The organism is Streptomyces caniscabiei (assembly GCF_014930365.1).
In the GTDB taxonomy this organism is placed as follows: Bacteria; Actinomycetota; Actinomycetes; order Streptomycetales; family Streptomycetaceae; genus Streptomyces; species Streptomyces caniscabiei.
Map to the genome: position 1 here is coordinate 74,877 of NZ_JABXWI010000028.1, position 26,532 is coordinate 101,408.

At 65.6% G+C, this 26,532-nt stretch carries 27 protein-coding genes; 15 read left to right on the top strand and 12 right to left on the bottom strand.

All coding sequences use genetic code 11. From position 1 onward, the window contains the following. Nucleotides 1–38 precede the first annotated feature (38 nt). The 9 genes from HW837_RS43770 to HW837_RS49340 all read right to left on the bottom strand — a co-directional run bounded on the left by HW837_RS43770 (nt 39) and on the right by HW837_RS49340 (nt 7,261). On the bottom strand, nt 39–1,085 hold the full coding sequence (locus HW837_RS43770) for a phosphotransferase enzyme family protein (RefSeq protein ID WP_196790231.1): 1,047 nt from the start codon (nt 1,083–1,085) through the stop codon (nt 39–41). Nucleotides 1,086–1,090: 5 nt separating this feature from the next. Next, nucleotides 1,091–1,267 carry a hypothetical protein gene (locus HW837_RS43775; protein WP_193382782.1) on the bottom strand — a complete coding sequence of 59 codons (177 nt, stop codon included), beginning with the start codon at nt 1,265–1,267 and terminating at the stop codon, nt 1,091–1,093. Further along, complete coding sequence (locus HW837_RS43780) at nt 1,264–2,148, bottom strand: aminoglycoside phosphotransferase family protein (protein WP_193382781.1); 885 nt, start codon at nt 2,146–2,148, stop codon at nt 1,264–1,266. Before HW837_RS43780 ends, HW837_RS43775 begins: the two co-directional genes overlap by 4 nt. Before the next feature lie 133 nt (nt 2,149–2,281). Continuing rightward, a complete protein-coding gene (locus tag HW837_RS43785) occupies nt 2,282–2,494 on the bottom strand; it encodes a hypothetical protein (RefSeq protein ID WP_193382780.1) in 213 nt (70 codons plus the stop codon). Nucleotides 2,495–2,497: 3 nt separating this feature from the next. After that, nucleotides 2,498–2,779, bottom strand: coding sequence for a helix-turn-helix transcriptional regulator (locus HW837_RS43790; RefSeq protein ID WP_193382779.1), 282 nt, complete (start codon nt 2,777–2,779; stop codon nt 2,498–2,500). A 31-nt stretch (nt 2,780–2,810) separates the two neighbouring features. Further along, nucleotides 2,811–4,241: a glutamine synthetase family protein gene (locus HW837_RS43795; protein ID WP_196790232.1), complete on the bottom strand. Its 1,431-nt coding sequence runs from the start codon at nt 4,239–4,241 to the stop codon at nt 2,811–2,813. Beyond that, a complete protein-coding gene (locus HW837_RS43800) occupies nt 4,241–5,767 on the bottom strand; it encodes an amino acid permease (protein ID WP_193382778.1) in 1,527 nt (508 codons plus the stop codon). The genes HW837_RS43795 and HW837_RS43800 overlap by 1 nt, the downstream gene beginning before the upstream one ends. 73 nt (nt 5,768–5,840) lie before the next feature. Further along, entirely contained in the window at nt 5,841–6,845 is a 1,005-nt protein-coding gene (locus tag HW837_RS43805; RefSeq protein WP_193382777.1) for a hypothetical protein, read from the bottom strand. Between the two features lie 221 nt (nt 6,846–7,066). Continuing rightward, nucleotides 7,067–7,261 carry a hypothetical protein gene (locus HW837_RS49340; protein WP_313895669.1) on the bottom strand — a complete coding sequence of 65 codons (195 nt, stop codon included), beginning with the start codon at nt 7,259–7,261 and terminating at the stop codon, nt 7,067–7,069. Nucleotides 7,262–7,600: 339 nt separating this feature from the next. Between HW837_RS49340 and HW837_RS43810 the strand changes: the two genes are divergently transcribed. From HW837_RS43810 to HW837_RS43825, 4 genes are all read left to right on the top strand, one after another. Continuing rightward, on the top strand, nt 7,601–9,118 hold the full coding sequence (locus tag HW837_RS43810) for a helix-turn-helix domain-containing protein (RefSeq protein WP_313895665.1): 1,518 nt from the start codon (nt 7,601–7,603) through the stop codon (nt 9,116–9,118). Further along, on the top strand, nt 9,115–9,846 hold the full coding sequence (locus tag HW837_RS43815) for an HAD family hydrolase (RefSeq protein ID WP_193382776.1): 732 nt from the start codon (nt 9,115–9,117) through the stop codon (nt 9,844–9,846). Before HW837_RS43810 ends, HW837_RS43815 begins: the two co-directional genes overlap by 4 nt. 106 nt (nt 9,847–9,952) lie before the next feature. Continuing rightward, nucleotides 9,953–11,431 (top strand): NsdA family TPR-like regulatory protein, encoded by a 1,479-nt coding sequence (locus HW837_RS43820; protein ID WP_193382775.1) that lies wholly within the window; start codon nt 9,953–9,955, stop codon nt 11,429–11,431. Then, nucleotides 11,428–12,303, top strand: coding sequence for a phosphotransferase family protein (locus tag HW837_RS43825; RefSeq protein WP_193382774.1), 876 nt, complete (start codon nt 11,428–11,430; stop codon nt 12,301–12,303). The genes HW837_RS43820 and HW837_RS43825 overlap by 4 nt, the downstream gene beginning before the upstream one ends. Before the next feature lie 34 nt (nt 12,304–12,337). Here the strand turns inward: HW837_RS43825 and HW837_RS43830 are convergent, their stop codons facing one another. Together HW837_RS43830 and HW837_RS43835 are read right to left on the bottom strand one after the other, a co-directional pair. Beyond that, complete coding sequence (locus HW837_RS43830) at nt 12,338–13,300, bottom strand: FAD-dependent oxidoreductase (RefSeq protein ID WP_193382773.1); 963 nt, start codon at nt 13,298–13,300, stop codon at nt 12,338–12,340. Between the two features lie 58 nt (nt 13,301–13,358). Continuing rightward, nucleotides 13,359–14,024 carry a YdcF family protein gene (locus HW837_RS43835; RefSeq protein ID WP_193382772.1) on the bottom strand — a complete coding sequence of 222 codons (666 nt, stop codon included), beginning with the start codon at nt 14,022–14,024 and terminating at the stop codon, nt 13,359–13,361. Between the two features lie 174 nt (nt 14,025–14,198). Here HW837_RS43835 and HW837_RS43840 point away from each other — a divergent pair, with 174 nt between their 5' ends. From HW837_RS43840 to HW837_RS43865, 7 genes are all read left to right on the top strand, one after another. Further along, on the top strand, nt 14,199–15,401 hold the full coding sequence (locus tag HW837_RS43840; protein WP_193382771.1) for a helix-turn-helix domain-containing protein: 1,203 nt from the start codon (nt 14,199–14,201) through the stop codon (nt 15,399–15,401). A 168-nt stretch (nt 15,402–15,569) separates the two neighbouring features. Continuing rightward, nucleotides 15,570–15,971, top strand: coding sequence for an ATP-binding protein (locus HW837_RS50180; RefSeq protein WP_336512510.1), 402 nt, complete (start codon nt 15,570–15,572; stop codon nt 15,969–15,971). Further along, nucleotides 15,961–16,545: a helix-turn-helix domain-containing protein gene (locus HW837_RS49840; protein ID WP_193382770.1), complete on the top strand. Its 585-nt coding sequence runs from the start codon at nt 15,961–15,963 to the stop codon at nt 16,543–16,545. Before HW837_RS50180 ends, HW837_RS49840 begins: the two co-directional genes overlap by 11 nt. A 479-nt stretch (nt 16,546–17,024) precedes the next feature. Beyond that, nucleotides 17,025–17,381 (top strand): hypothetical protein, encoded by a 357-nt coding sequence (locus HW837_RS43850; RefSeq protein WP_193382769.1) that lies wholly within the window; start codon nt 17,025–17,027, stop codon nt 17,379–17,381. 5 nt (nt 17,382–17,386) lie between these two features. Next, complete coding sequence (locus HW837_RS43855; RefSeq protein WP_313895664.1) at nt 17,387–18,688, top strand: radical SAM protein; 1,302 nt, start codon at nt 17,387–17,389, stop codon at nt 18,686–18,688. Further along, the gene (locus HW837_RS43860; RefSeq protein WP_313895663.1) at nt 18,685–19,590 is read left to right on the top strand and encodes a radical SAM protein; all 906 of its coding nucleotides are present in this window, start codon (nt 18,685–18,687) and stop codon (nt 19,588–19,590) included. The genes HW837_RS43855 and HW837_RS43860 overlap by 4 nt, the downstream gene beginning before the upstream one ends. Nucleotides 19,591–19,597: 7 nt before the next feature. Next, on the top strand, nt 19,598–20,383 hold the full coding sequence (locus HW837_RS43865) for a hypothetical protein (protein WP_237270648.1): 786 nt from the start codon (nt 19,598–19,600) through the stop codon (nt 20,381–20,383). A 57-nt stretch (nt 20,384–20,440) separates the two neighbouring features. Here HW837_RS43865 and aspS read toward each other — a convergent pair whose 3' ends face one another. Further along, nucleotides 20,441–21,763: an aspartate--tRNA(Asn) ligase gene (gene aspS, locus HW837_RS43870; protein ID WP_193382838.1), complete on the bottom strand. Its 1,323-nt coding sequence runs from the start codon at nt 21,761–21,763 to the stop codon at nt 20,441–20,443. A gap of 753 nt (nt 21,764–22,516) precedes the next feature. Between aspS and HW837_RS43875 the strand changes: the two genes are divergently transcribed. From HW837_RS43875 to HW837_RS43890, 4 genes are all read left to right on the top strand, one after another. Next, a complete protein-coding gene (locus HW837_RS43875) occupies nt 22,517–23,425 on the top strand; it encodes a hypothetical protein (RefSeq protein ID WP_193382767.1) in 909 nt (302 codons plus the stop codon). Nucleotides 23,426–23,893: 468 nt separating this feature from the next. Continuing rightward, nucleotides 23,894–24,877, top strand: coding sequence for a phosphotransferase family protein (locus HW837_RS43880; protein WP_193382766.1), 984 nt, complete (start codon nt 23,894–23,896; stop codon nt 24,875–24,877). A 261-nt stretch (nt 24,878–25,138) separates the two neighbouring features. Further along, the gene (locus HW837_RS43885) at nt 25,139–25,720 is read left to right on the top strand and encodes a non-canonical purine NTP pyrophosphatase (RefSeq protein ID WP_237270657.1); all 582 of its coding nucleotides are present in this window, start codon (nt 25,139–25,141) and stop codon (nt 25,718–25,720) included. A gap of 186 nt (nt 25,721–25,906) precedes the next feature. After that, a complete protein-coding gene (locus HW837_RS43890) occupies nt 25,907–26,473 on the top strand; it encodes an ATP-binding protein (RefSeq protein WP_193382764.1) in 567 nt (188 codons plus the stop codon). The last annotated feature ends 59 nt before the right edge of the window (nt 26,474–26,532 follow it).

Sequence of the window (26,532 nt, forward strand, 5' to 3'; positions counted from 1 at the left end):
AGCCGTTTTGTTCAGCGCAGTCGGTAGGTGCTGGATGGTCACGACGTGCCTCCGCTCGCCCCGAGGCCGGTGAGCTCGTCTTCGATGCCCTCAAGGTCACTGAGCAGGCGGCGGATGGCGATCTGACGCTCGCGCCAGTGCCGCTTCAGATCCGCCTCCGCCTCCCCCGGCAGGTCGTACTCGGCGGTGGTGGCGCCGTAGAAGCTGAACAGCATGTACAGCAGCGCGATCCGGGCGCATGCCCGCACCTCCCGCATCGGGAGGCTGGGGTGCTCCGAGCGGTAGGCCCTGGCCATCGCCAGTGCGCAAGCGGCCCACTCGGTGCTGGTCGCCACGGTGCGCGGATCGAAGGCCGCCCGCCCCAACTCCCAGGCCGGCATCGCGCTGGCGCAACGGAAGTCGATGACGCCGGTGACGGCATCGGCGAGGGTGATCAGGTTGGTGCGGCTGAGATCCGCATGCAGCGCCTGTTCCGCCAGGGTCTCGGGCAGATGTTCCCGCAACAGGTGCACGTGGGCCCGCAGGTCCCCACGCCGCTGGTCGAGTTCGACGCGCAGTTGGTCGAGACGGTCGTGGCCTTGGCTCGTGGCTCTGGCCAGCACGGTGTCGCATTTCGCTACGGCGTCCTCGACGGGCTCGGTCCGCCAGCGGGTCTGCTGCACGCGCCTGGGCAGGGGGTAGGCGGCGAGCGCACGGTGCATGCGTCCCATGACGACGCCGATGTGCTCGGCGAGGGGGAACGTCATCGCCGACGTGTTCACCCGTCCGGGAGCCTCGTCGACCACGGCCCATGCGCTGCCTCCCGCGATGGTGACCAGGTTGTCGTTGGCGTCGGGCCACACGCGTGGAACGGGGAGTTTCGCGGCCCGGCAGTACTCCGACATGTCCCACGCGTTGCGCGCCTCGTCCAGGTCGGCCATCGAGGGGTACTGCTTGACGTACAGCCGCAGCCCGTCGTCCGTCAGGACTCGCCGGTTGATGGTGTCCGTGCCCATGTGCACCGGTTCGACGATGTCGGCGACCAGCCCGTACCGGTCTTCCAGCACGTCAGCGGTCAACGTCTCGCCCCAGTCTGCTTCGTCCATACAGATCACCGGCCTCCGCCTGCGGAGGGGCGGCATGCCGTGAGGAGGGTGAAGGCGTAGTCCTCCGTGAGCACTCCCCTGTCGACGCAGGGAGTGAGGGCGTTGGTGACGGTCAGTTCGAAGGCATCGCGACGCTCGCCGAACAGGTGCGGAGCCGCGGACGTTCGAGCGAAGACGTTCATGTACGCCACCCGCCCCACACCCTCTTGCGGGTCTCCAGGCGAAGGTTCTCCAGCATGATGTGCGCCTCGTCGACCAGGCCGCCGTCGCGGTGCTTGATCCCCCAGTTCAGCGAGTCCAGAGCATCCAGTGCCCCGTAGGCCCGGCATGCGACGAGTTCCTCCGTGGTGAGGGGCCGGCCGTATCCGTGGTGGAAGGCGGCGTTGAGGTCGGGGCGGTGGTGCAGGATCCGGTAGCGCAGTCGGCTCAGGTCCCGGTAGGCGGCGGGCCGAAGCTCCGTGCGCTCGAAGTCGATGATCCGCAGCCGCTGTTCGGTCTCGTCCCACATCCAGTTCTTGGGCATGTAGTCGCCGTGCTGGGATACCTGGGGCAGGCTCGGAGGCACTTCCTCGGCGAGCGTGCGCACGATCGCGAGGTCGTACTCCGGCACGTACGCCGCCGTACGGTCCAGCAGTTGGGCGACCGCCCCGTCCCACGCCTCCTCCGTCGCTGCCGGCGTCGGCTCGTCGGCTGCCGCGGTGTGGAACTGGGCGAGCAGTTCGCCCGCCTGCTCGTAGGCCGCCCGTTCCTGCTCGGTCGGCAGGCGCAGCGTGTCGAGACCGCCTCCGGGCACGGCGGTGATCAAGGCGGTGCGCGTGTGCGTGTCCGAGGCGACCAGCTCGGGTGCCCGGCCGGCGCCCATGGCCACGGTCCACTTCTGGTACGCGGTCACCTCGCGATGGTGGAGCTTCGCGCCCGCGTGGAGCTTCCCGAACCACCTCTCGCCGTCAGGCACGTTGACCTCCCAGACGGAAGGCCGGATGTCGCCGGGCCTGGGGTGCTCGGCGACCACCGTGTACGTGTCGGTCACCGACTCCACCAGGTGGTGGAGTGCGCTGGGCATGTCGGTCACGGTGCGCCCTTCCGCTCGCCGAGCCCTCCGACTACGCCACGATGGGTGACGGGTCGGATGCACTCAGTGTCCTGTTGTGGGTGGGTAGCTTGCCAGGGGGCACTGACATTGCGGCCTGAGCTGGTCATCTGGGGGTAGGAACATGAAGGACGGTCCCGGAGGCCATCTCGGTCAGGGACTCGTCGAGCACCTCACAGCTCCAGCCGAAGATCACGAGGTGCGGGTCGTTCTCGGCCTTGACGCGCTCCCGCAGGGCCCTGACCCGCGCCAGCGCGCTGTCACGGCTGATGCGGGCCCGGTCCGCGAACTCCTGTGACGTCGTACCGATCGCGACCATCCGTCATGTCTCGATCTCCGTTTCCGAGAACGCCTCCGGAGAGGTGGCCGTCTCGGGACGCTGGAGTTGCCCGGTGACGAAGCAGGCGTGGACGACGGCGGCCCGGCCTCTCACGCCGAGCTTCTGTCCGCAGTGCTTCAGCTGCACGTTGATCGTGCCGACGGTGATGGACAGCTCGGAGGCGATCGCGTGGGTGTTCTCGCCCTCCGCGACCTTCTGGGCGATCCGAAGCTGTGCGGGTGTCAGCGGAAGCGTCGCGGGCGGGCGGGTCGGGCGGGCACTCACGGTTGTGCGTCCTTTCTGTGAGTCGGGCGTGTCAGGCGCGAGCCAGCCATCGCTGCCGCTCGGTGTCGGTGACGAGGCGCTCGTCGTGGGCGAGTTCCAGGCGGGCGAGACGGGCATAGTGCTCGACCACCCCGGCGCCGAAGGCTTCCTGCGCGAGGGCACTGTTCTGGAAGGCGGTCAGAGCCGGTCCGAGGGTGGGCGGCACGGGGATCCCACCCGCGCGATAGGCGTTGCCGGTCGCTTCGGGACCAAGGGTGAGCTTCCGCTCGAGACCGTGGTCGATGGCCGCCAGTACCGCCGACAGCGCCAGGTAGGGGTTGGCGTCCGCGCCCGGCACACGGATCTCCAGGTGCAGCCCTTCACCGCGGCCGACGACGCGGACCGCGCAGGTGCGGTTGTCGCGGCCCCAGGTGAACGTGGTCGGCGCGAACGAGCCGGGCGTGAACCGCTTGTAGGAATTGACGTTGGGTGCGTAGAACGGGCCCAACTCGGGCAGGCCGGCGAGCAGACCCGCGATGGCGTGCTGACCGATCTGGGACAGTCCGTACTCGCTGCCAGGCTCGTTGAGTTGGCTGATGGCCTTCGACCACAGCGAGACGTGCAGGTGCAGGCCGTTGGCTCGGTCGGTTTCCGGGGCTGCCATGAACGTGGGTGCCAGACCGGCGCGCAGACCCAGGGTGCGCACGGCGTGCTTGAAGAGTGGGTGCCGGTCGCAGGCGTTGAGCGCGCTCCCGTACGGGAAGGTCACCTCGACCTGGCCAGGACCGGCCTCGGTCTTGATCGCTTCCACGGGCATCCCGGCGCCGGCGAGCGCCCGCTGAAGACGGCGCAGGAACCGGTCGGATACGGGGTCGTGGTCGAGGGCGTAGTCCAGGTTCTCCGTCGTCAACGGCCGCAGGCCCTGATAGTTGGCCTGTTCCGCGTCCTCGTACGTGCCCCTGTAGAGGACGAACTCGGTCTCGATCCCCGCCTTGGGGTGCAGACCGTGCCGCGACAGCCGGGTCAGCTGCTGGTGGAGGATCTGGCGGGGTGCGATGTCGATCGGTGTTCCGTCGTGGTGGACGGCATCGCCGAGCACGACAACGGTGCGTGGCAGCCACGGCACGATGCTCAGGGTCGACAGGTCCGGTTGCACGGACAGGTCCTGGTAGCCGGTCTCCCACGAGGTCAGGGCGAAGCCGTCCGCCGGGCTCATGTCGATGTCGGTGGCCAGGACGTAGGCGCACACCTCGGCGCCGTGATGCGCGACGCGCTTGAGGAAGTGGTCCGCGTCGTAACGCTTCCCCTTCAGCCTCCCCTGCAGATCGGGGACGGCGAGCAGCACCGTGTCGATGGCGCCCGCCTTGACGAAGTTCCGCAGGTCAGACAGGGAGAAGGCCTTCTCGGAGCACCCGCGCCGCTCGGGGACGGACGCGGCAGCCAGGCGTGCCACGGTGCCGTTGCCGCTCGTGGTTCTCGTCATCAGACGACCTCGTTTTCGTACGTGGCCGCCGAGCGGTCGAAGTTCTGGGCCGGCACTTCGTACGAGCTGCCCTGCTTCCGCCACCACGCCCATGCCAGCGCGAGGACGACGAGCAGAGCGATCGGCGCGTAGTTGAAGGTCTCCACGGACACCAGGCCGCCGGCGGGCCGTGTCTGCGGCAGACAGAACAGCACCGTCACGAACACCACCCAGACAACGGCGATCGCGCCGACGGCCACACCCCAGTTGCCGAGGTTCCAGGGGCCGGGCCGGAAGCGATCCCGGTTCTTGATGCGCAGGTAGATCGGGATCGCGTACGCCGGGGTGATGCCGACCACGTTGATACTGGTGATCGCCGCGTACGCGACCGGGCTGTACAGGCTCGGCAGGGCCAGAAGTGCGGCGCACACGACCGCCAGCAGCACGGCCATGCGCGGAGTGCCGGTACGGCGGTCGACCTGCCGCCACAGGTGCGAGCCCGGCAACGCCCCGTCACGCGAGAACGCGAATACCATCCGGCTTGCCGCGGCGGTCTCGGCATTGCCACAGCACAACTGCGCGATGATCACCACCAGGAGCAGTGCCTTCGCCCCCGCCACGCCCAGGGCATCCAGGAAGATCTGCGCCGGCGGCACCCCCGTCGCCGTGCCCACGGTGCCCGCGTAGTCCTGGATCGCGAACGTGAGCCCGGCCAGCAGGACGAACCCGGCCAGCCACGACCAGCCGATGGCGTGGATGATCCCGCGTGATGCGGACACCTGCGCGTCGGTCGTCTCCTCCGACAGGTGCGCGGAGGCGTCGTACCCGCAGAACGTGTACTGGGCCAGCAGCAGACCGAGCACCGCCGCGTAGAGGGGGCTCCAGCCGGTGTTGTTGACGAACTCGCCGAACACGAAGTCCGAGGACTGGTGGTGGGAGGGGACAATCGCCAGAGCGCCGACGATCACCGTGACGCCGCCGAGGTGCCACCAGACGCTGATGCTGTTGAGGATGCTGACCAGCCGGACCCCGAACAGGTTCAGGGCCAGGTGCAGGGCGAGGATGCACAGGAAGATCACCATGATCTTGCCCGGCGTCGGCACGAATCCCCACTGCAGGTTGAACAGGGCGCCCGCGAACAGCGCGGCCCCGTAGTCGATGCCGGCGATCGCGCCGAGCAGGCCCAGCAGGTTCAACCAGCCCGTGTACCAGCCCCACTTCCGCCCGCCGAGCTGCTCCGCCTGGTAGTACAAGGCCCCCGAGGTCGGATAGGCCGAGGTCACCTCGGCCAGCGCGGCACCGATGAACATCACCATCGCGCCCACCACGACCCAGCCCCACAACATCACCGACGGACCGCCGGTGTTCAGGCCGAATCCGTACAGGGTCATGCAGCCGGACAGAACGCTGATGACGCTGAACGAGATCGCGAAATTCCCGAACGGACCCATCCGCCGGGTCAGTACCGGCTCGTAGCCAAGCTCCCGCAAGTACGCGTCGTCGGACTTACGAAACGACGCGCGATGACTGGCGCCCACACGAGACACAGGACCACCTCCATAAATTCAGTGAAAACAAGACAGGGCAGGTTCATGCCAATCCGGGTTGGACGGGCACCCATCAGGGATGCGGCCCGGCACGCTGCCCGTGAGAGCGGGCGTAAGAGAAGGACTCGGCACGTGCTCGGAGCAGCAGAGCCTCTCCCGGGTCCGGACCGGTGGCACCCTCGTGTACTGAGGCCCACGGCTCCCGAGCCGCGTACGGACCCATCGCTGCGAACACTTCGGCCGCCTCCAGATACTGGCTCCCTGCCCACAACGCATATGCGAGACAGCTCAGATCGGCGACCGAACACAGTTCAGCGGGAATCTTGCGGAACCACTCGTAAAAGGCGCTCAGTGTGTAGCCGAGCGTCGAGTCCTGTGCCCACTGCTGACGCCACAACGGTTCAGCCCGGGATCGACGTCGCTGCTCGATCTGCGCGTACGCGGGCAGAAGCAGCAGCGGCGATCCCACTGGCCGCTGCGACGCCACCCATCTTGCGAAGTCGAAAACCGCGGCCAAGGAAGCACCCCCGGGCCCTTCAACGTCGAGCAGAAACTGCAGCACCCGGTGATAGGCCTCACGGTTGTACGGATCTCGCTGGTTGACCTCGTACAGCAAGCTCCACGGACCGTGCGGCAGCATGGGCTCGGCCGGCACGATGCGATGCTCGGAACGGACCTGTCGGGTGTCGATCTGCGCCAACGTCACGAGGCACACCCAAGGCAGGGGGTCGTACGGTGCACGGTTGGCGGCGAGCAGTGACTCACGTCTCGCCTTGGCCTCGAACTCCCATGCATGCAAATGCTGTTGGCGGTGTGCACGCAACGCGCGCTCCACGGCCACGCGGGCGCTCATCAGTTGCGCGTCGTAGCTGCCGGGCTCTTCGCTCAACCACACGCTGACCACGTCCGACCGAGCAGCAGCAACGGCCAACATTTGAGTACGCGACGTCCGCAGCGCCCAGTGAGTACCCGTGTCCAGCAGCAGCTTCTTGGCCGTTCGCCAGCGGCCCGCCTCAAGTTCCTCCAGAGCCACCCGCAGGGCATCGTCGTGACCAGCCGGGTGATACACAAGAGGCATCAAGAGCCCTCAAATCGCAAATGGTCACACCTCGAAGACCGGAAACCGCCGCCAATACTCGCCTCAAGGACGCGTGCAGCGCGATACAGCCTGCGTTTTCGGTTAGGGGTCAATGTCATCAGAGAGCCTCGGGAGAATGAGGGAGGAACGGCACTCAATGGAAGGGGTTTGAGTCTTCAGCGCAACGCAAATTCGATGCGCGACCACAGAACGGGCCGACCTCAAAATCTAATCTGGCTGATCATCTCGGCAATTCCAGTGACGAAACGACTGATACTCGGGGCCATCGACGTACTCGCCAGGAAGAATCCGAACAGACTGCACACGATGGCGTGCGCTGCATTCAGTCCACTCTTCCTGACGAAAATGAATACGAGAATGCCCAGGAGCACGACGGCGGAGATGCTAATGGCCACCGCACACCGTCCAGTGGCAGGGCGTTCCTGCCAGGCAAGGCTCATGAGGTCGACCGTGGGGGGACAGCAGAGGGCTCGAGGACAGCGCTGTTCGTGTGGCGGAGGACAACGTGGACTCCGGGGGATCAACGACAGGTTCACGTTCCCCGTAGCGCGATGAGCATCAGGTAGACCAAACGATCACGCTCTTGGTCGGTTCGTCTCTACATCGCGCTGCGGGACCCCCACACTGGCGGCAAAACGTCCCGCGTACACATTCCCAGAGTGATATCACTTGCGTGATCGCGGCTCTACCAGGGGTAATTGGGGCTGCAGTCGCTCACCACGGGGAGGCATGACGTGCGTCAGCAGTCGCTGCGAAACTGCGACCGCTGTGGCGGCCAGCTGAGCAGCTACAACACCGACACCCTCTGCTTCGCATGCGCTCGCACTCGGGTCCTAGAACAACGCACCCCTCTTGTGCCGGAATACGTTTGGTTCGACACAGACGTCCGCAACGCGCTCGCCGCATGGGACTTCGGCCAAGCCAGCCGTCTCGTCCGCGAGAAGGCCGGCCTCCGGCAAGACGACATGGCACAGCTCACCGGCCTGAGCCAGGCGTTCCTGTCCATGCTGGAGGCAGGCGGCCGCCGCCTCACCAACATCGACAAAATCGTCGAGTTCCTGACGGGCCTGGACGTGCCTTCTGAGCTCGTCCCACTCCCCCTTCCTCGGACCACAGCCCAAGCGTCGCAACCGTCCCCGCCCCAGTTCGCTGGTGACGCTGATCCGATCCTGCCCTGGACCACGGCCCGTATGGTGGCAGCACTGGAGACTGCGGTAGGAGGTAGCGCGATGGACCGTCGACGATTCCTCACCGCGAGCGGCATAGCGCTCACGGCCTTCGTGAATCAGTGGGACGCAGCCGAAGCCGAACCTCTTTACCGCGCGGCCGGGGGAAGCCGTCTCTCTCCCAGTCTGCTCGACGGACTCCAACGGACCACGGACAGCCTGCGGACCATGGACGCGAGCGATGGCAGTGGCACCCTGACCGCGCTGGGCGATAAGCATCTTCAGTTCCTCCAGCACCTCGTGGAGCAAACTTCGTACGACGAGGTGAGTGGACGGCAGCTCGCAGCGATCATCGCCGACACCGCTACCCAGGTGGGTTGGTTCGTCTTCGACTCCGGCCAGCATGGCCAGACGCTCGGGTACCTGTATGCCGCGCTCCGCGCAGCCAAGGCCTCGGGAGACATCCGACTCGGCGCCGGCGCCTTGTCCTACATCGCCATCCATGGCTACTCCACCGGAGCGCCGCATCACGCCGTCACAGCAGCACAACGAGCCCGGGAGAAGGTCAAGAATCTCGGCGTACCCGCCCTCGAAGCGATGCTGCTGACCCGGCAGGCCCGCGGCCACGCGAAACTCGGCGAGCGGCAAGCGGCCCTCGCCGCACTCGGACGAGCCGCCGAGCTCTGTGCTCAAGGACGCTCAGAGCACGATCCCCAGTGGTTGTACTGGATCAACGAGGGCGAGATCCAAGGACAGGCAGGCAGCTGCTATCTCGACCTCGGCGACCCCCGCAGCGCCGTCGACAGCTTCACGAGGGCCCGGGAGGCACTCAACCCAGCGGACCACCGCACCAGGGGCCTGTTCCTCTCCCGCGCCGCAACCGCCCACGTCGAGCAGGGCGACATCGAAGCCGGCTGCGCCACGGCACACGAGGTCCTCGACCTCGCCGAGAAGCTTCAGTCGGCACGGTTCGACAGCCACGTCACGAGCATGATCCAACAACTCCAGCCCGTCGCCCACAGCCCGTACGCTCAGGACGTACTGGAGCGACGCGCCGCTGTGACGGCAGCAGGGAGCCGAACTTGACCGACGCCAGGCAGATCCTCGTTCTGTGGGACATCGACCGCACTCTGCTGTACGTCGGTGACATCGACCGGCAGGTGTACCGGGAGACCTTCGCCGAGATCGTCGGCCGCCCCGCGGAACGCCTTCCGGCCCGCGGCACCGGTGTCACCATGCCCCTAGCCATTCGATCCCTGCTCCTGGACAACGGCGTCCCCGAGGCAGAGGTCCCCGGCCTGGTGCCGCGCATGGTGGAACTCCTGCCGCGGCGCCTCGCCGCACACACCGACGATCTGCGAGAGCAAGGCGTCCTCCTGCCTGGCGCCGTGGACGCCCTCAAAGCCGTGCACGCACTACCGGGCTGCGTTCCTACCGTCGTCACGGGAAACCTCAAGCCCAACGCGCTGCTGAAGCTCGAAGCCCTCCACCTCGACGAGTTCCTTGACACGGAAATCGGCGGATACTCCTCGGACGACGACCACCGCCCGGCTCTCGTCTCCGTCGCACAGGAGCGAGCCCAGGCCAAGTACGGAACCACCGCCTTCAGCCGCTCCAACACGGTCATCATCGGAGATTCCCTCGAAGACGTCCGTACTGGGCTTGAGGGTGGCGCTCCTGTGATTGGAGTCGCGTCCGGCAAGACCACTGCCGACGAACTCTCCACAGCCGGAGCCGACGTGGTCCTCGACAGTCTCGAAAACGTCCCACGGCTCCTGGACGCGATCGCCAGAACGGCCCTCGGCCGCGCCTGATCGCGGCTGCCCGCCAGCGCGCCTCAACTGCCCCTATTACATGAGTGATACCGGCATGCGCGCACCCCGCCTACGCTGTCGGGCGCGGACGAGAAACGGGGGTGCGATGCCAAGGCACGCTCGCGTATGCGCTGACTGCGGATGCCGCTTAAGCCAGTACAACGATGAGGACCGGTGTTCCGCGTGCGCGCGCGGCAGGCGTCTCGACACCCGCCTTCAGCCCCGCGTTCCAGACGCCGTCTGGCAGCATCCGGAAGTCCAGTCTGCCATCGCTGCCTGGGACTTCGGGCGGGCCAGCCGTCTCATCCGCGAGCGGGCAAAGCTCCGCCAGGGCGACATGGCCCACATGACGGGGCTCAGCCAGGGTTTCCTGTCCATGCTCGAAGCAGGAGCCCGCCGGCTGACGAACCTCGACAAGGTCGCGAGGTTCCTCAACGGCATCGAGACACCCGACGCCTTGCTCCCCCCACCATTCCGTGAGCATCACGCAGCCCTTACGCCACTGCCGTTGCCGCACGCGGGACCACCCGCCGTCGATCTCCAGCTCGCAACCGGCGAGCAGGTAACAGACCTCCACGAGCTCGCGACACAAGCTGCGGCCCAGTCACTGCAGTTCGCGGAAGTGACCACGAAGAGCAACGTGAGCGACGTCGAGCTTGAGGGGCTGGAATCCAGGCTCACCCGGATCGCGACGGACTACGTCCATGCTCCGCTGTACCCCCTCTTCCACGACCTGCTGACGACGAGAGACCAACTCTTCTCGCTGCTGAGCGGCCACCAACCCCCGCGCCAAACCCGCGAGCTGTACCTCCTCGCCGGCACGAGTTGCCTGCTCCTCGCCCACGCGTCACAGAATCTCGGCGACCAGGACTCCGCTGTCGCCCAACTCCAGACGGCCGGGACCCTCGCCGAGCATGCCGACCACGACGATCTCCGGGCGTGGGTCAAGGGCACAGCGGCACTGATCGCAGAATGGTCGACGCACCGGCACACCGCCCTCGAGTACACACAGCAGGCGATCCGGTTCGCCCACGTCGGCGAGACCCGGGTCAGAACCGCTGCGATCGGGGCCAGGGCCGCGGCACGCGTCGGAGACCGGAACACGGCCCTGGCGGCGCTCAAGGAACTTGAGCATGCCCGCGAGCAGCAGACAGACCCCAACGGACTCACCAGATTCGGGGGGTTGCTCACTTTCCCGGAAGCCAAGCAGGAGTACTACATCGGCGGAACGTACGCTCTCCTCGGCGAACACGAGAGGGCCGAGCAGCACGCTGCCGCCGCGATCGATCTGTACGAGATGGGCCCGAAGGAACAGCGGTCGTACGGTGACGAAGCACTGGCACGCCTCGACATCGTCACAGCGCGCATCACCGCCGGGGAGATCGAGGGAGCCGGCGAGCAACTCCAGCCCATCCTGGAGCTGCCGGTCGACCGCCGTATCCGACAGCTCGGCGACGCCGTGCAGGGAGTAGCTAGGCTTCTTGAAGAACCACGGTTCGCCCGGAGCCGGGTTGGTCGCGAGCTCGCCGACGCCACTCGCGGCTATCAGGTGATCGACACGAGAGCGAAGGCCCTCACCTCATGACAATGACGGTCTCTCCCGAGTCCGCCGCCCGCAAGGCCTGCCAGGCGTCAGGTCTGACAGACCGCTCCCTCGTCTCGCTTCACCACCACGCCACTTCCGTGTTCCTTCTTGCCACTGAAGGCGTTGTGGTGCGCGTCAGTCCCGCCTCACAGCAGCAACGCCTCGCGACCGCTGTCTCCCTGACGCGCTGGCTCGTCGCGAACGACTTCCCGGCGACAGAGCCTGTGGATGTACCCCAGCCTGTGGCATACGACCCATATGTCGTCACGTTCTGGCGTCACTACCCGCAACCTGAACACGGCGCACCTCCGCCCGGGCGGTTGGGCGATCTGCTGAGAACGCTGCATTCCCTACCGTCCCCGCCGGTGTCACTGCCGCGGCACCAACCGCTTGCCTCACTCAAGACCACCGTGGAGGCCAGTACCTACCTGGCGTCGAACGAACGGGCGTGGCTCATGGAGCGCAGGCAGGAACTCCTCCACGCATACGAACAGCTGGATTTTCCCTTGGGGCACGGGCACATCCACGGCGACGCGTATCCGGGCAACACGCTCTGGGACGGCGAGAACGTCAGGCTCGGAGACTGGGACGAGGCGGCATTCGGCCCGCGAGAGATCGACTTGGCCAATACGTTCCAAGGAGTCCGCTTCGGGCGAAGCGTCGGACAACTGGATGATTTCAGCGAACAGTACGGCTACGACATCCGGCAGTGGTCTGGTCAATCGGTTCTCTGTGAAATCCGAGACCTTCACACACTCGGGTCCTTCATTCGACGTGCGGATCAAGGAGATACTGCTGCTGCCCAGCAGTTGTCGTATCGCATAGAGACGCTCAGAAACATGGATGCCCAAGCTCAATGGGGTGCCGCCTGAAAGAGCACAGAACTCTCGAAGGTCAGGCACCAATTCACGGCGCATTCATCGTGGCCACCATACCGACGATCTCGCGTGCGCAGCCCCACGACAGCGTGACGCCGCTTCCGCCGTGTCCGTAGTTGTGAAGCACGGTGATCCTTGTTCCGTGGTTCTCTGCCTCGACGCGCACTTCGGGACGAGTCGGCCTGGCCCCAACTCGGTGGGCGATGACGGGTGCTTTCGCCAGTTCCGGCCTGATCGAAGCACAGCGGTCCACAATGGCTCGAGCAGCTTCGGCATCGTCCTGCAGACCCGCCTCACCGTCGAGCGCGGTTCCGCCAAGTACCACGGTGTCGCCGTGCGGGTAGATGCAGAGGAGATCGGAAGACAGACCCGTGTCTTCGGAGAAGAACTCCGTGATGCCGGGGTTCTCCACGACCACGTGCTGACCCCGGATCGGTCGGACATCGAGGTCTCCAGCGAGATCCCCGCCTCGCAGACCGGCACAGTTAACGATCACGGAAGCATCTTCGACTTCGTCCAGTGAACAGACCGTCGCGTGCTGCACCGTCCCTCCTGCCTTCCTGAAGCGGCGGAGCAGGTACTCCAGGTAGACCGGCATATCGACCAGAGGCACCGTGAACCAGTAGCCGCTTGCGAAACCGGTGGGCAACTCGTCCGGTTCGCACATGCGGAAGTCGGGCAGCATCGTGCTCCACTCAGGCGCCGGCGTGGGATTGCGAGCCGCCTCGATCCCGCTGACCATGCGCACGCCGGTCCTGGGGTCGCCTGCGAGGCTTCGGAATTCGCTGAGGGAGGTGAGACTCCACTCGCGTACTCGTGCCCACGGTTCGACCAGGTACGGCCCCCACATCGCCCCAGCAGCGAGGGACGTAGGACCGGGGACCTCCGCCGCCATCAGGCGTACGGACAACCCGGCTTCGAGGAGGGCAACACCTGTGGTCAGGCCAGAGACGCCCCCACCGACAACAGCGATTCTCGTACCCACAGACATAGATCGACCGTAGCCTGCCGCCAGGCGCGGGCTCCTCTGAGGCGGGGTGGACCGACGCTCAGGCCCGTTCCGCCTCTTCCGGTACGAGTCGGCTCGTGAAGCCGTCGCCACGCAACCGTTCGAAAGCCGCCGCCACGTCGTCGGGAATCTCCTGCTCGATCATGAACCCTTGTTGCGGGTACACCATGAGCCGCTGCTGGGCCCCCACCAGCATGTCGATGACCAGACGGGCATCCTGGATCGAATCGACGTACTCGGAGAGCGCCATGGGTGTGGAGGCGCTCACCCACTCGACATCCGGCCAGAGCTTTCGCGCCGTCGCGTAGGCCCGTCGCTCCTCGTACGGCTTGCTGACCAGCAGGACTGACGAGACGGGAACACGCTGTGCTTCGAGCAGAGCGCGGGAGAAACGGATGTTCTGGCCCGTGTTCCGGGCCTTCGGCTCGACGATGATGGCGCTCTCAGGCACCCCGAGCGCCACCGCACGGTCCCGATAGTGTTCGGCCTCACCTCGGGGCATCCGCTCACGCGTCGTACGGCTGGTCGCTCCGGTGAAGACGATGAGCGGCACCATGCCACGGTGGTAGAGGTCTGCGGTGGTGTCGGCCACTCCGAGGTCATGGCTGCCAAGTCCGATCGCCACGGAACAAGGTCGCAGCTCGTGACCCATCTGCTGGAAGTCCCACAGCCGCCGAGCATCCGCCCATGCCTGCGTTGAGATCACTTGCTCTCGCCCTCCAATGTTCGCCGAGGACCTGCTGCCCGCTGTTGCCCTCCGATGGGGTCAGCCTACGTTCCAGATCACACGCGCCGTCAGATGATGGTTCTCCTGTTCCCGCGCGCTCACGCCGTGTGAAACTCGATCGAGCAGGCTGAGGGGAGCACGCCAATGCGGGGAATGACCGACCATCTTCCGTTCGGCAAGCGAGTCCGGTTCTACCGGAAACGCCGAGGTCTGAGCCAAAGGCAGCTCGGCGAACTTCTGGGACGCTCTGAGGACTGGGTGTACCGGATCGAGTCCGAACGCATACCGGTGAATAACGTGAAGATGCTCGCGGACCTGGCACACGCTCTGCGAGTGCACGTTGAGGACCTTCAGGGCACGCCGACGCTCTTGGACGACCGCGGTCGTCACGCGGCCAGCATCCCGGCGATTCGCACCGCACTGATGCAGTCGCGGCGGCTGGCGGGCTCGCTGTACGACGGCCGTGAAACCGTGCGCCTCGAACGTCTCTCGTTCGCAGTCGACGAAGCCTGGCGGCTCTTTCAGGATTGCCAGTTCGCGCGCCTTGGAGAGTGCTTGCCCGGGCTACTCGCGGACGCCCGGCTGGCCACACAGGAGCGCACGGCTGGCGCCGAACACGTCGAAGCACTCCGGTTGTTCGCACTGACCTGCCACGTGGCAGCGGTACTTCTACGAAAGGTGGGTGAGACCAACCTGGCCTGGACCGCTGTAGACCAAGGCGACATGGCGGCCGCAGAGTCCGAAGACCCCGCCACAATGCTCGCTCTGCGCCGAGGTGTCGCGCATGTTCAACTCGGCGCCGGCATGCCGGCAGAGGCGGTGAACGTCACCCTCGACGCGGCAGACGACCTCGAACCCGGTTGGTGGCGCTCCACGCCGGCTTCTCTCTCCCTGTACGGGACCCTGTTCCTCAACGGAGCCGTCGCAGCAGCCCGGATGCGGAACCGGGCGCTGGCAGATCACATGATGGGGAAGGCCCAAGAAGCAGCGGACCTGCTCGGCGGCGACTCCAACGCGATGTGGACCTCCTTCGGTCCCGGCAACGTAGAGATCCACCGGCTGGCGCTCGCCCTGGAATTCGAGGACGTCCAACTAGCCGTGGACGTAGCGCCGAGAGTCAGAGCGGCAGGACTGCCGATAGAACGACGGGGGCGGGCGCGACTGGATGTTGCCCGCGCCTATGCTGAGGCAGGGCGGACAGATGAGGCGATAGACCATCTCAAGCGCGCCTACCGAACCGCTCCCGAGCAGATCAAGGCACACGAGTTCGCTCGGGACCTAGCTCGTCGGCTCCACAAGCGATCCCACCGTCAGGATGTCCAGGACCTGGCCATGCGGCTCGGCGCCATCAGGTAGAGCGCGCTATAGAGAGGTTCGTTGGCAGACCCGGAAAATTCCTCCGGGTCCGCCTCCCCATCGGCTCCTACGGTCGTTGCGACCAAGCCACTTGTACGGGGAGGCATAGGAGTGCCTGTGATCTATCGGCCGGATGATGGCGTCGGTCCCAAGAGCAGCAGTGCGGTGGTGCTCCGCTGGAGTCGCCATCCGCGCTGCGTCGGCCTTGCGCGTCGCGAACTCCGTAAAGTGCTTGGCGGTTGGGGCCTCTCAAGTATTGAAGACTCAGCTGTCCTTGTTCTCTCGGAGATCTTAACCGACGCGATACGTCACGGTAATGTGCACCCGGGCGGAGAGATCGAGACACGGTATCTGCGAGTACGAAGTGGCCTGCGAATCGAGGTGTCGGACACAGTCCACGAATTCCGCCAGTTGACGGAAAGTTCCTCGGAGCCAGACAGAGATCCCCGGCTAAGGCTCATAGACGCACTGGCCGACCGGTGGAAGGTGAACGACTCTTTCAGTATCGGCATATCGGCGTGGGCAGAGCTCGACTTCCCGTCACAGACTGGTGCCCCCGATGTCGAATGATGCCGGCCATCGCTTTCCGCTCGCCTTAGCAGTTAACGAGGACACCCACAGGATCCCGATACGCGCAGGCGCAACGACGGTCGAGACGAGGGGCCGGGAGAGCAGCCCTTCGCCTTCATCCGCCACGGACACCGCTGAGCGGCATGGGCGCCTGTGTCGATGGTGTCGACGACCTCTGAGCCGATACAACAACGAACCGTACTGCAGCGCTTGTTCGCGACACGTATCAGCTACCCCTTCGCCACCGCCCCAGGTGGTACCAGAGGTTTGGAAGCGAGTGGACGTCCGGGAGGCTCTCTGGGCCCGTGATTTTGGCCGAGTGTGTCACCTTGTGCGAATCGGCAGCTCACTGCGCCAGAGTGATATGGCGGAGCTCACGGGTCTGAGTCAAGCCTTCCTGTCCATGCTGGAGTCAGGGGTACGAAGACTTACCAACATCGACAAGATCGTCGAACTACTTGCAGGACTCAATACTCCGGCAGAACTCACCGGTCCCATGCTCCAACCGTCGACAGCGGAAGGCCGACCGTGCGGCCCATCACTCACAGGGAAGAAAGCGGAATGGCCAGCGTGACGCTCGGCCGGGTAGACCAATCCCAGCAACATCGAGATGGTGCTGTTCGCGTAGAAGGGAAGAAAGGCCTTTTGGTCACTTATGTGGCCACGCCCGCCGGAAGGCGGCGCAGTTGGCTATTACGCCCGGCACCCGAGGGTTCAAAAGAGATCGGCGAAGATAGTTGATAAGCCAGTCTGCCAGTTCGCACCGTCTTACGGCTCGCCGAGCCAGGCATCGATACCTTGCAAACCCCGTGTGAGGGAGCTGGTCGGGCGCCCCGGACGACTGGATCGAAGCGCGGGGAGTGCGTGTCAGCGTCGAAGGATTGCAACTTAGCGTACTCACGTGATCCTGCGAATATCACCGCCGTGATATCACCCCTGAGATGTGCTCGCCCCGCAAATCCGGAGCACCCTCATCAAGGGCCCGAACTCCAGGCCTGCACAGCACTACGTCAGATCCGAAATGCGCCGCGCCAGCGACAGGAGATGAGTGCCATGCCGACACCACGACGAAACAAGAGCGATCACCTGCTCTACGCCGACGTCGTCGATTCCAAGCAGAAGGCCGGAGTCTGGATGGGCGAGCGTGACGCCTTCCAGGCCAAGCAGGCCGAGATCCTGGAAGCGGTGAAGGATCAGGCAGACTGGGTGCCGATCGAGAACGCCATCCTGGTGGTCAGCACCGAGCCCGCCGGCATCACGGTCATCGCCCCGAACCCGACCCTCCCCGGCGTGATCGTCCTCGCCGACGGAGGCTCGCCGGAGGCCTCAGCACAGCTGCAGGCCGCCGGCGAGGAGCTCGTCCGCAAGGTCATGGCCGAGCGCGGCATCCTCGAAGAGGAAGCCGCGTAACACAGGTGGTCACCTCACAGCTCCTGTGGGGGAAGTACATCCAGTACGTCCGGGACGGCGAGGGCGCCCTCCTCGACCCGGTCACGCTGGACAGTGTGTACCTCGACCGCGGGGAGGTCACCGACCTCTCCGCGGTTCCCCCGACCGCGACCCACAAAGCTCTCGCCGAGCTCGGCTTCACGCAGGACAGCCCTCGCGCTGATCAGCGTGAAGCACTCCGCAACCGGCTCCACCAACTCGACCTGGATCCCGTCCCCGTACGGATCAGCGGCCTGCGCGTCGTCCTCACCGACGCCTGCAACATGAAGTGCAGCTACTGCTTCGTCGAGACCAACACCGGCAAGCCGGACATGACCGAGCAAGAAATCTCCGACGGCCTGACCTACCTCTTCGAGACGAACGCCGGCCACGACGAGGTGGCCATCCAGTGGTTCGGTGGCGAACCGACGACCCGGTTCGACCTGATGCAGTACGGGGACACCCTCGCGGACTCCCTCGCCGCGCAGTACGACGTCAAGCGGGTCCGCCGAACGGTCGTCACCAACGGGGCCCGCATCACCGACGCCATGATCGACCACTTCGCCCGCTACGAGTACGGCGTCGGAATCTCCATCGACGGACCGCCCGCCATCAACTCCGAGAACCGCCGGCTCCTGGGCGGGCAGGCGGCCGACGACCGGATCCGACGCAACGTCCGCAGGCTCCTCGACGCAGGCGGCATCCACGTGGGATGCAACCTCACCCCCACAACCGCGAACATCGGCCGCCTCGCCGAAACCGTCAGCTGGATCATCGACGACCTCGGGTTGAAGTTCATCTACGCCAACACCCCGATACCCACCAGCGGACGCTGGACGGTCGAGGGCAGGGAGCTGGCCAAGGAGCTGTACCAAGCACGCCTCGTCGCCCTCGGGCGCGGCGGGATGATGTTCTCCGTCCTCGACCGGGCGTTCCAGGCCCTCGACCGGCGCCGCCCCATGCTCTTCGACCACATCCAGAGCGACCGGACCCTGAATGTCGCCCTACTACCCGGCAACCGGGTCAGCCTCTGCGACATCAACTTCACCGCACCCACCTTCCTGCACACGCTCGACGAGTTGCGAGCGGACCCGAACCTGCTGGGCGGCATCGCGAAGAACGTCGCCCCGATCCCCGAATGCGGTCAGTGCCCTGCCCTCGCGATCTGCGGGGGGCCCTCACGCAACGAACAACTCCTCATCCGCGGAGACCGGCCGGACCCGCAGATGTGCGACTTCTACGCGAGCACCGTGGAGATCGCCGTATGGGACAGCACGGGGGTGCAGTGAACACCGTTACCCAGCCCGAGCGCCCGCCCGCGTTAACCCGGCAGCGGTTCCGCTCCGCACTCATCAGCACCGCTGGCCACTGCAAGATCGCCTGCGGATTCTGCTTCCGAGCCGACCGGGCCCACGGCTTCCTCGACATCGCCACCTACACCCGGGCACTGTCCCGGCTGAGGGAGACCGGCGTCGAGGCGATCTGCCTGACCGGCGGCGAACCCACTCACCACCCCCAACTCCGCCAGCTCGTACGGCTCGCCCACCAGTTCGGGATTCCCGTGTCGACAGTCACCTCGGCCCGAGACCCCGACGACGTCGACCGGTTGGCCGACATCGCGCGCCTGCTCGCGAACGTCACCGTGTCCGCCGACTCGGCCGGTGCCATGGCACTCGGGCGCACCACCCGGTCCGTGGCGTCGGCGATCACGACGCTCGAGCAGGTCCCCACGGCAGAGAGAGTTCTCCACCTCACGTACTGGAAACTCACAGCCCAGGAGTGCCACGACGTCTACGAGCGCATCCACAAGTCAGGAGTCCAGATCCAGCTCAGCCCGGTGGCACTCGACGACACGGCACGACAGCGCGCCGGCTTCACCTTCTACAACTACCTGGCCCAGCAGCGCGAGGACGCCGACCTTCTCGGACGCTACTTCCAGCTCACCCCTCGGTTCCAGGAGTACCTCACCGCGCTGCGAGCCATGCACCTGTACCCCGAGCGACGGCCATCCTGCGCGTCCGCGACGCTGTACGTGTCCGCAAGCGGCGAGATCCGCCGCTGCCCCTACGGCAAAACGGGGGTGAGCGTCCGCGCGCCCCGCGCGGAGATCAGTCGCTTTCTCCACGCCGAACCGCAGGACCGGACCACCCCAGACTGCGCGGCCATCTGCCGCGCCGACGACACCCCGTGAGTGGACGATGACGACCCCAGTCACCACACCAGAAGAGTTCATCGAACGGTGGCGGATCCCTCCCAACAAGCGCGTCAGCAACGCCCTCACCCCCACCGGCTTCAGCTTTCCGCCCGCCCTTCACGTCCTCGACGCCGTCCGGCGGGACGAGGAAGTGCGCTTCACCATCCTCGGAGACGAGGACTGGTCCGTACGCATGGACCGTACGTCGGCCTTCCGCACAGCCCCGGTCGAAGAAGTGGCCACGTGGACGTTCCGCCTCGTCCACTTCAACCTCACCCGCTTCTACGACGGACTCCTCAGCGGATTCCAAGAGCAGGTCATGGTCCCCTGGCGAACCCGGCTGTCGAGTTGGGGGTTCACATGGCAACGGTGCGCGCCGCTGCTGTTCATCTCCACGGGCGGTGCCTCATCGACGTATCACAACGACAACTCGCACGGGCTCGTGTGGCAGGTCGAGGGCACGAAGACCTTCCACAGCTACAGGAACCCCGACAAGCACCTCACGGCCGAGGCCGCTGTGGTGGGCGAGACCACCGCAGAGGATCCGCCCGAACACGACCCGGCTGACCGCGAGTCCTTACGGATGGGGCCCGGTGACCGACTGTGGAGCCACGCCCTGACCCCGCACTGGGTGACCACCGATTCCTCGCTCGCGATGAGCGTCACCCTCTCCCACGGCGGCCTGTGCCACCAAGGCCGCTTCGCCGAACGTGAATTGGCACTCCGCGCCTACTGGGACCAGCACCCCGACGAGGCGTGGAAGCTCGATCTGCGAAACGTTCGCTACTGACCAGGCCGGGGCCGCTGCACCCTCCAAAGGGTGCAGCGGCCCCGGCTCTTGGCGTGACTACGGGGTGAGCCGGTTCGGGCCACGGAACAGGAACGTGGCCTCCCGAATCGAGTCGAGGCCGAGCATCACCATCAGGACCCGCCCGAGCCCCATGCCCAGACCGCCGTGCGGCGGGCATCCGTACCGGAAGGCGTTCAGGTAGTCCTGCATCGGCTCGGTGCTCATCCCCTTCTCCGCAGCCTGTTTCAAGAGCACGTCGTAGCGGTGCTCACGCTGCGCACCGGTGGTGACCTCCAGCCCCTTCCACAGCAGGTCGAAGCTGAGCGTCACACCCGGGTCGTCCGTCGGCCGCATGTGGTAGAAGGGCCGGATGCTCGTCGGATAGTGGGTGACGAACACCCACTCATGCCCTGTCTGTTCCTTGATGTACGAGGCGATCCCACGCTCGCCCTCTGGGTCCAGGTCCTCTTTCACGCCGACCGGGTCCCATCCCTTGGCCCGCAGGATCTCCTGCGTCTCAGCCATCGTGAGCCGCGGGAACGGCGTCATCGGTACCGTCACTTCGACACCGAACGTCTCCTGGATCGCCTCACCGTGTGCGTCGGCGACCTTGGCGATGGCATGTGCGAGCATCCGCTCCTCGAACGCCATCACGTCCTCGACTCCGTCGATCCACGCCAACTCCACGTCCACACCAGTGAATTCGGTGGCATGCCGGGAGGTGAACGACGGCTCAGCGCGGAAGACGGGCCCGATCTCGAAGACCTTGTCGACACCCGCCGAGATCGCCATCTGCTTGAAGAACTGCGGCGACTGAGCCAGGTAGGCGGAGCGGTCGAAGTAGCCGAGCTTGAACACCTCAGCGCCTGACTCCGAGGCGGTGCCCATCAGCTTCGGGGTGTGCATCTCCGTGCACCCCTGCCCGTACGCGTACTCCCGCATCCCTTGCTCGAGTGTGGTCTGCACAGCGAACAGCAGCTGCGCCTGGGGCCGGCGCCGCACGTCGAGGAACCGCCAGTCCAGGCGGTGTTCGAGTCCGGTCTGCTCGTCGATGGGTAGCGGAGTCTCTGCCCGGTTCAGTACCTCGACCGATTCCGGGATGATCTCCAGGCCACCGAGCTTCACGATCGGATTGTCGACCACGCGACCGGTGATCCGGACTGCGGACTCCGGCGTCAGCCCCTCCAGCGCGGTCTCAACCTCGTCGCCTTCGCCGCCGCGTTTGTGAGTGACCTGCACCATGCCGGTGTGGTCGCGTACGACGACGAACTGCATCTTGCGCTGCAGGCGGAGCGTGTTCACCCAGCCCGACACAGAAACGGTCTGCCCGACATGTTCTCGCAGGCCAGACACCAGTACACGGCTAGTCATGTGGATCATCGCAGCCCTCCAAAGGGCGTCGTCATGATCCCTTGGGGGCGCGGACGAGAAGGGTACTCGCGGTGCCACCGCGCCTTTACCGCAGCTCAGAGAGCCACGGCCTCATTCATGCCCGATGACGGGGGCCGGCCGGCGGGGCATTGGGCCTTCAACGAGGCCGTTCCTCCCCGCGCTCAGGAGGGTCTTCACCTTGGGACGCAAGACCGCCTTCCCAGCTACCGGCGGCTCTCTCTGCTCGCGTGATCCCGCGGCTACTCGTCTCCTTCAACGCGTTGCTGTTGAGCATAGCGGGGCGGGCAGGGATGCGACAGCAAGATCGCGTCAACGAGCGGCCTGTCGGAGCAGCGTGCGGCCGTAATGACGGTCAACCGCCATCCAGATCTTCAGAGTCCCCTGCCCCAAGCCCTCGTCACGTATCAGATCCGGACGCCCTCAACGAGATACCCGGCAGGCCACGCTCTCTCTCCGCAGAGCCCGACTGCGCGAGAGGATTCACCTCCCTTTCACCACCGTATTTCTTGGGTGATATCACGGCGGTGATTTTTGGTCGACGCGATCGTGTTTTACGCTGCTTTGGCCAGGTCCTCGCATCGATTTGACCCACCCAAAGAATAGAAGAATTTTCGTCGCCTGCTTTCGCAACAGAGAGTCCATGCATTCACGAGCAATAGACGCATGTGAACACCAGTCACGAGCTATCGTCCCGTTTCCCACCGACCCTGCACGAGTAACTCCTGGAAAGGAACTCCTTCGATGGAAGGAATATCCACGCCCGGAATTTCGGTCGAGGTCGTCTCAACTCTGCCATCGAAAGCACCCGACCGCAGCATCAAGCACGTCTTCAAAACGTCAGACATGGCTACCTTCGAAGCCGTGCAACTCTGGGAGGGAGAGCACCAAGCCTATTCGGTGTGCATGTCGGCCCAGGCGGGTTGCAGGTACGGCTGCGCGCATTGCGCCACCACCTTCGCGCGGACTCCTTTTGTTCGAAATCTGCACGCGGAAGAGATTACCTCTGCAGTAGGACAGCTGGAGCAACAGGTAGGCACTCAGCAAGGCCCCCTCATCTGGGTCGACTTCGCCGGAGTCGGTGACGCTGCCGCCAACTGGAACCACGTCACCACCGCCGCGAAAACGATCGTCGACCAGGAAATGGCTCGGCAGGTGAAGGTAACCAGCATCGCCCCGCAGGCTTGGGTGCGAAATCTCCTGAAGCCCAAGGCCTGGCTCCCGGATCGCCTCATGTTCTCGCTGCACGGCGCCAACGCCGCTCAGCGCAGGGTGGTCATCCCCCGCGCGGACGATCCTTCAACCGTCTTGCCGCTGTGGGCAGCTGTTGCTGAACTGCGCCCGGTGGTGCTGAACTACGTTCTCTGCGAGCACAACACGCGGCCCGATGACGAAGCGGCGCTGACCGAGCTGCTCGCTCCCTACGCCGGAGGCTTTCTCATACTGAGGCTCTCCAGCTTCAATCCCGTGCACGGCAGCCCGCTGCTCCCAAGCTCGAGGGAAGAGGAATTCATCGCCGCACTCTCCAGAGATTTGACCGGTTGGACGGTGTCCCACCACTTGTCTGCCGGCAGGGAGACGGCCGCTGCCTGCGGGCAGCTTCGGGCAGAGATCCTGGATCTCGCTCCGCCGACCAAACGCCCAGGGCTCTGACGACGACGCACGAGCACCTGGGCGAACTCCCCCAGTAGCCACACCCAGGCCTGCCGTAGCCGGCCCTGGTGAAGAGCTGCCCTGCCCTCCGGCCTCCCCGTAGCCGGAGGGCAGGGCTTCACCACGACCTGCGTCAGGATGCTTCTGGCTCAACGATGCGGGACGGCGCTGCCAGGAACCGCCCGGGATCCACTCCCGCAGAACCTCGGGTACCGCCACGGTGCCGTCGGCCTGCTGACGTTGCTAGAGGAGCCCAGGCACGAGACGGTTCGTGGCCAGGCCGTAGGCGTTCAGCGTGTGAACGAACGCCATCCGACCCTGCCGGGGGCGGTAGCAGCTGTCGCCGGCGTTCGACACGTGGAAGACCGGCCGCCGACCCTCCACACGCTTCGCCGTCGCCTTGTGAGGCAGAGACGGCATGGTGAATCTCGCTGGCGGCCACGTGGCCGTTGGCCTCACGCTTGCGGAATGCCGATCGTCATCACCCCGAGGCCGCCGTACCACTCCACTGCCGTACGCCCCCAGTGGAACGACCTGCCCCAGCGTGTCCGCGAACTCATCGCCCGACGACTCGGGGGCAGCGTGGCCGCCCGACCGAGTGCCGGAAGCGGCTTCACCCAAGGGTTTGCCAGCGTGATCACCGGAACGGGCGGCACCCAGTTCGTCAAAGCCGTCAACAGCGCAGACTTTGCCTACATCGCCGACTGCTACCGGCGAGAAGCCGAGGTCAACCAGGCCCTGCCCCAGGCGGTACCAGCGCCTCGACACCGGTGGAGTGAGAAACTGGATGGATGGGTGATCCTCGGGTTCGACGCCGTCGACAGCGGCCGTATGCCCAGCTCGCCGTGGAGGACCGAAGAGCTCGCAGCCAGCCTCGACGCGTACGCGACCGCAGCCGAGGCGCTGTCCACACCACCCGCTGCATTCCAGCAGGTCGGCCTGCAACCAGTCGGCGAAGATGGTGACTTCGACGACTGGCGGCTACTCGCCGCCGGCGCCACAAGCGCCACGGTCCTCCCCACATGGGTCCCGACAGGCCGACTGGCCCCCCTGGCCGAGCTGGAATCCCAGTGGCGGCAAGCCGTCGCTGGCGACGCAGTCCTCCACCACGACCTCCGCCAGGACAACATCCTCGTCGACGCCAATGGCAGTGCGTGGATCTGCGACTGGAACTGGCCTTGCCTTGGCGCTAGTTGGTTCGACCTCGTACTCCTCCTGGCCACAGCACACGCTGATGGCCACGACGCCACCACTGTGTTCAGGAATCACCCCACAGCTCGCGGAGTCGACAACGGTCAACTCGATGCCGCTCTGGCCGCGCTCTCGGGCTTCTTCCTGGTCTCCGGTTCACAGCCCCCAGCCGATTGGTCGCCGTACCTGCGTCAGCACCAGACGTGGTGCGGAGAGGTCACGCTGCGATGGCTGGCGGCCCGGCGCAAGTGGCTGCTATGACACAACCAACTGATCAACCTGGCACACCAATCGTCTGACGAAAGCGGGGGTCGAGTCAGCACCAGAGCCCATCCCACTGCCGCCCATGCCGAACACGGCCGACGACGTGCTCCCGGAGGACGATCGACGGCAGCAGATGGTGCCCGATCTTGTTGAAATGGCCTCACGCGACAACCGAATATGGGACCTGCGGCCACGTGGTTCCGCGAGTTTTGTTCCCGAAGAGGGGTTCTTCGATTCATGCCGGGTATCACGGTTGCGATGTGCACAGGGAATGGTGGGAAGTATCGTACAGCCCAAGAGCATCTTGCGCCTTGGGGTGTTGAAGTGGAACAGGTGGCTTTGGAGCTGAATGAGATCCAGACCACGTCAGTTGCGAAAATCGCGGAGCACAAGGCTCGGCAGGCTTACGCGATTCTCGGACAGCCGTTGTTCGTCGAGGATTCAGGCTTCTACATTGAGGAGTTCGCTGGTTGGCCGGGACCGATGGTGAAACAGGCTCTGGAGGCTTTCGGCCCCGCCGGATTCACCCATCTCGCGGACCTCACCGAGAAGCGGACCTGCCGTTTCGCGAGTGCCGCGGTCTACGCGGACGCCGACGGCGAGTTGCATACCTTTGCGGACGACACCCGCGAGCCGGGAACGATCGCGATGGCGCCCGATCGTGGGCACGGTTCACGATCCTGGTCCGATCTGTGGTCAATCTTCGTGCCGAAAGGAGCCACCGCGACACTGGCCGCTTTGCCGGAGGATGAGCAGAACCGTGTGTTCGCGGAGTGGGGAAAGCGCTCGGTCGTCGCAGCCCTGGGCGAGTGGCTGGCACAGCCACAGCGGCATTACTGAGGTGATATCACTTCAGGGATAGGGAGCCAGGCAGCCTGTGGTCCATGGTGGACGTCCGCCGCCTGCCGGGCTCTTACTGGATTTCCCGGTTGCTCTGCCGGGCTGCTTGGTGAAGTCGGCGAGCGATCCATTCACTTGGGAGATCGCGTTGACACACTAGCTCCTGCCCACCGAGAGGTCCCAGCTATGTCGCGCCCGTTCGAAGAATCGCCCTACGCGTTTACCGTCCCGCCCCTGGTCGAGGCGGTGCCGGCTGCACGAGACAGAATTGTGAGCCGTGCAAGGGGGCTCGGGCTAGCCCTGAACGAGGAGCTGGCCCAGGACTTGAAGTTGCTCACCGGGGAACTGGTCGCGAACTCGGTCATGCACACGCGGGCCGCGTGCGTTGTGTCCGTACGGTGGACCGGACAGCGGCTCCGTGTGGAAGTCACCGATGTCGACCCCACTACGGTGCGTCCGTCTCAAGCTCGGTCCGCGGACGAGAATGGGCGCGGTCTCTTCCTCGTCGCAGCGTTGGCAACGGAGTGGGGATCACACCCCTGTGCGGCGGGGAAGAAGACCTGGTTCGAGCTAACGGTTCCCACGTCCGTGGGGGACACCAAAACCGGGATGCCCTCACACGCCGAAGCACCTGCTGACCACGCGGTCTTCAACCGCGCGGTAGACACCCACTCCGCCGGAACGGAACCGGCGCCAATCGCCAGTGCATGTACGAGTAATTGTCAAGAGTTGTGGATCGAGTCGTTCGCGTAGGTGGTGCTGACGCTCGGGTTGAGGAGGTAGGCGCCCGTCGCGATGCCTTGCAGGATGCT

Excerpts from the sequence above, each read along its gene's own strand:
- HW837_RS43770 (WP_196790231.1), bottom strand. The coding sequence starts at position 1,085 with ATGGACGAAGCAGACTGGGGCGAGACGTTGACCGCTGACGTGCTGGAA.
- HW837_RS43775 (WP_193382782.1), bottom strand. The coding sequence starts at position 1,267 with ATGAACGTCTTCGCTCGAACGTCCGCGGCTCCGCACCTGTTCGGCGAG.
- HW837_RS43780 (WP_193382781.1), bottom strand. The coding sequence starts at position 2,148 with ATGCCCAGCGCACTCCACCACCTGGTGGAGTCGGTGACCGACACGTAC.
- HW837_RS43785 (WP_193382780.1), bottom strand. The coding sequence starts at position 2,494 with ATGGTCGCGATCGGTACGACGTCACAGGAGTTCGCGGACCGGGCCCGC.
- HW837_RS43795 (WP_196790232.1), bottom strand. The coding sequence starts at position 4,241 with ATGACGAGAACCACGAGCGGCAACGGCACCGTGGCACGCCTGGCTGCC.
- HW837_RS43805 (WP_193382777.1), bottom strand. The coding sequence starts at position 6,845 with ATGCCTCTTGTGTATCACCCGGCTGGTCACGACGATGCCCTGCGGGTG.
- HW837_RS43820 (WP_193382775.1), top strand. The coding sequence starts at position 9,953 with ATGCCAAGGCACGCTCGCGTATGCGCTGACTGCGGATGCCGCTTAAGC.
- HW837_RS43825 (WP_193382774.1), top strand. The coding sequence starts at position 11,428 with ATGACAATGACGGTCTCTCCCGAGTCCGCCGCCCGCAAGGCCTGCCAG.
- HW837_RS43830 (WP_193382773.1), bottom strand. The coding sequence starts at position 13,300 with ATGTCTGTGGGTACGAGAATCGCTGTTGTCGGTGGGGGCGTCTCTGGC.
- HW837_RS43840 (WP_193382771.1), top strand. The coding sequence starts at position 14,199 with ATGACCGACCATCTTCCGTTCGGCAAGCGAGTCCGGTTCTACCGGAAA.
- HW837_RS49840 (WP_193382770.1), top strand. The coding sequence starts at position 15,961 with ATGTCGAATGATGCCGGCCATCGCTTTCCGCTCGCCTTAGCAGTTAAC.
- HW837_RS43850 (WP_193382769.1), top strand. The coding sequence starts at position 17,025 with ATGCCGACACCACGACGAAACAAGAGCGATCACCTGCTCTACGCCGAC.
- HW837_RS43865 (WP_237270648.1), top strand. The coding sequence starts at position 19,598 with ATGACGACCCCAGTCACCACACCAGAAGAGTTCATCGAACGGTGGCGG.
- aspS (WP_193382838.1), bottom strand. The coding sequence starts at position 21,763 with ATGATCCACATGACTAGCCGTGTACTGGTGTCTGGCCTGCGAGAACAT.
- HW837_RS43875 (WP_193382767.1), top strand. The coding sequence starts at position 22,517 with ATGGAAGGAATATCCACGCCCGGAATTTCGGTCGAGGTCGTCTCAACT.
- HW837_RS43880 (WP_193382766.1), top strand. The coding sequence starts at position 23,894 with ATGCCGATCGTCATCACCCCGAGGCCGCCGTACCACTCCACTGCCGTA.
- HW837_RS43885 (WP_237270657.1), top strand. The coding sequence starts at position 25,139 with ATGTGCACAGGGAATGGTGGGAAGTATCGTACAGCCCAAGAGCATCTT.
- HW837_RS43890 (WP_193382764.1), top strand. The coding sequence starts at position 25,907 with ATGTCGCGCCCGTTCGAAGAATCGCCCTACGCGTTTACCGTCCCGCCC.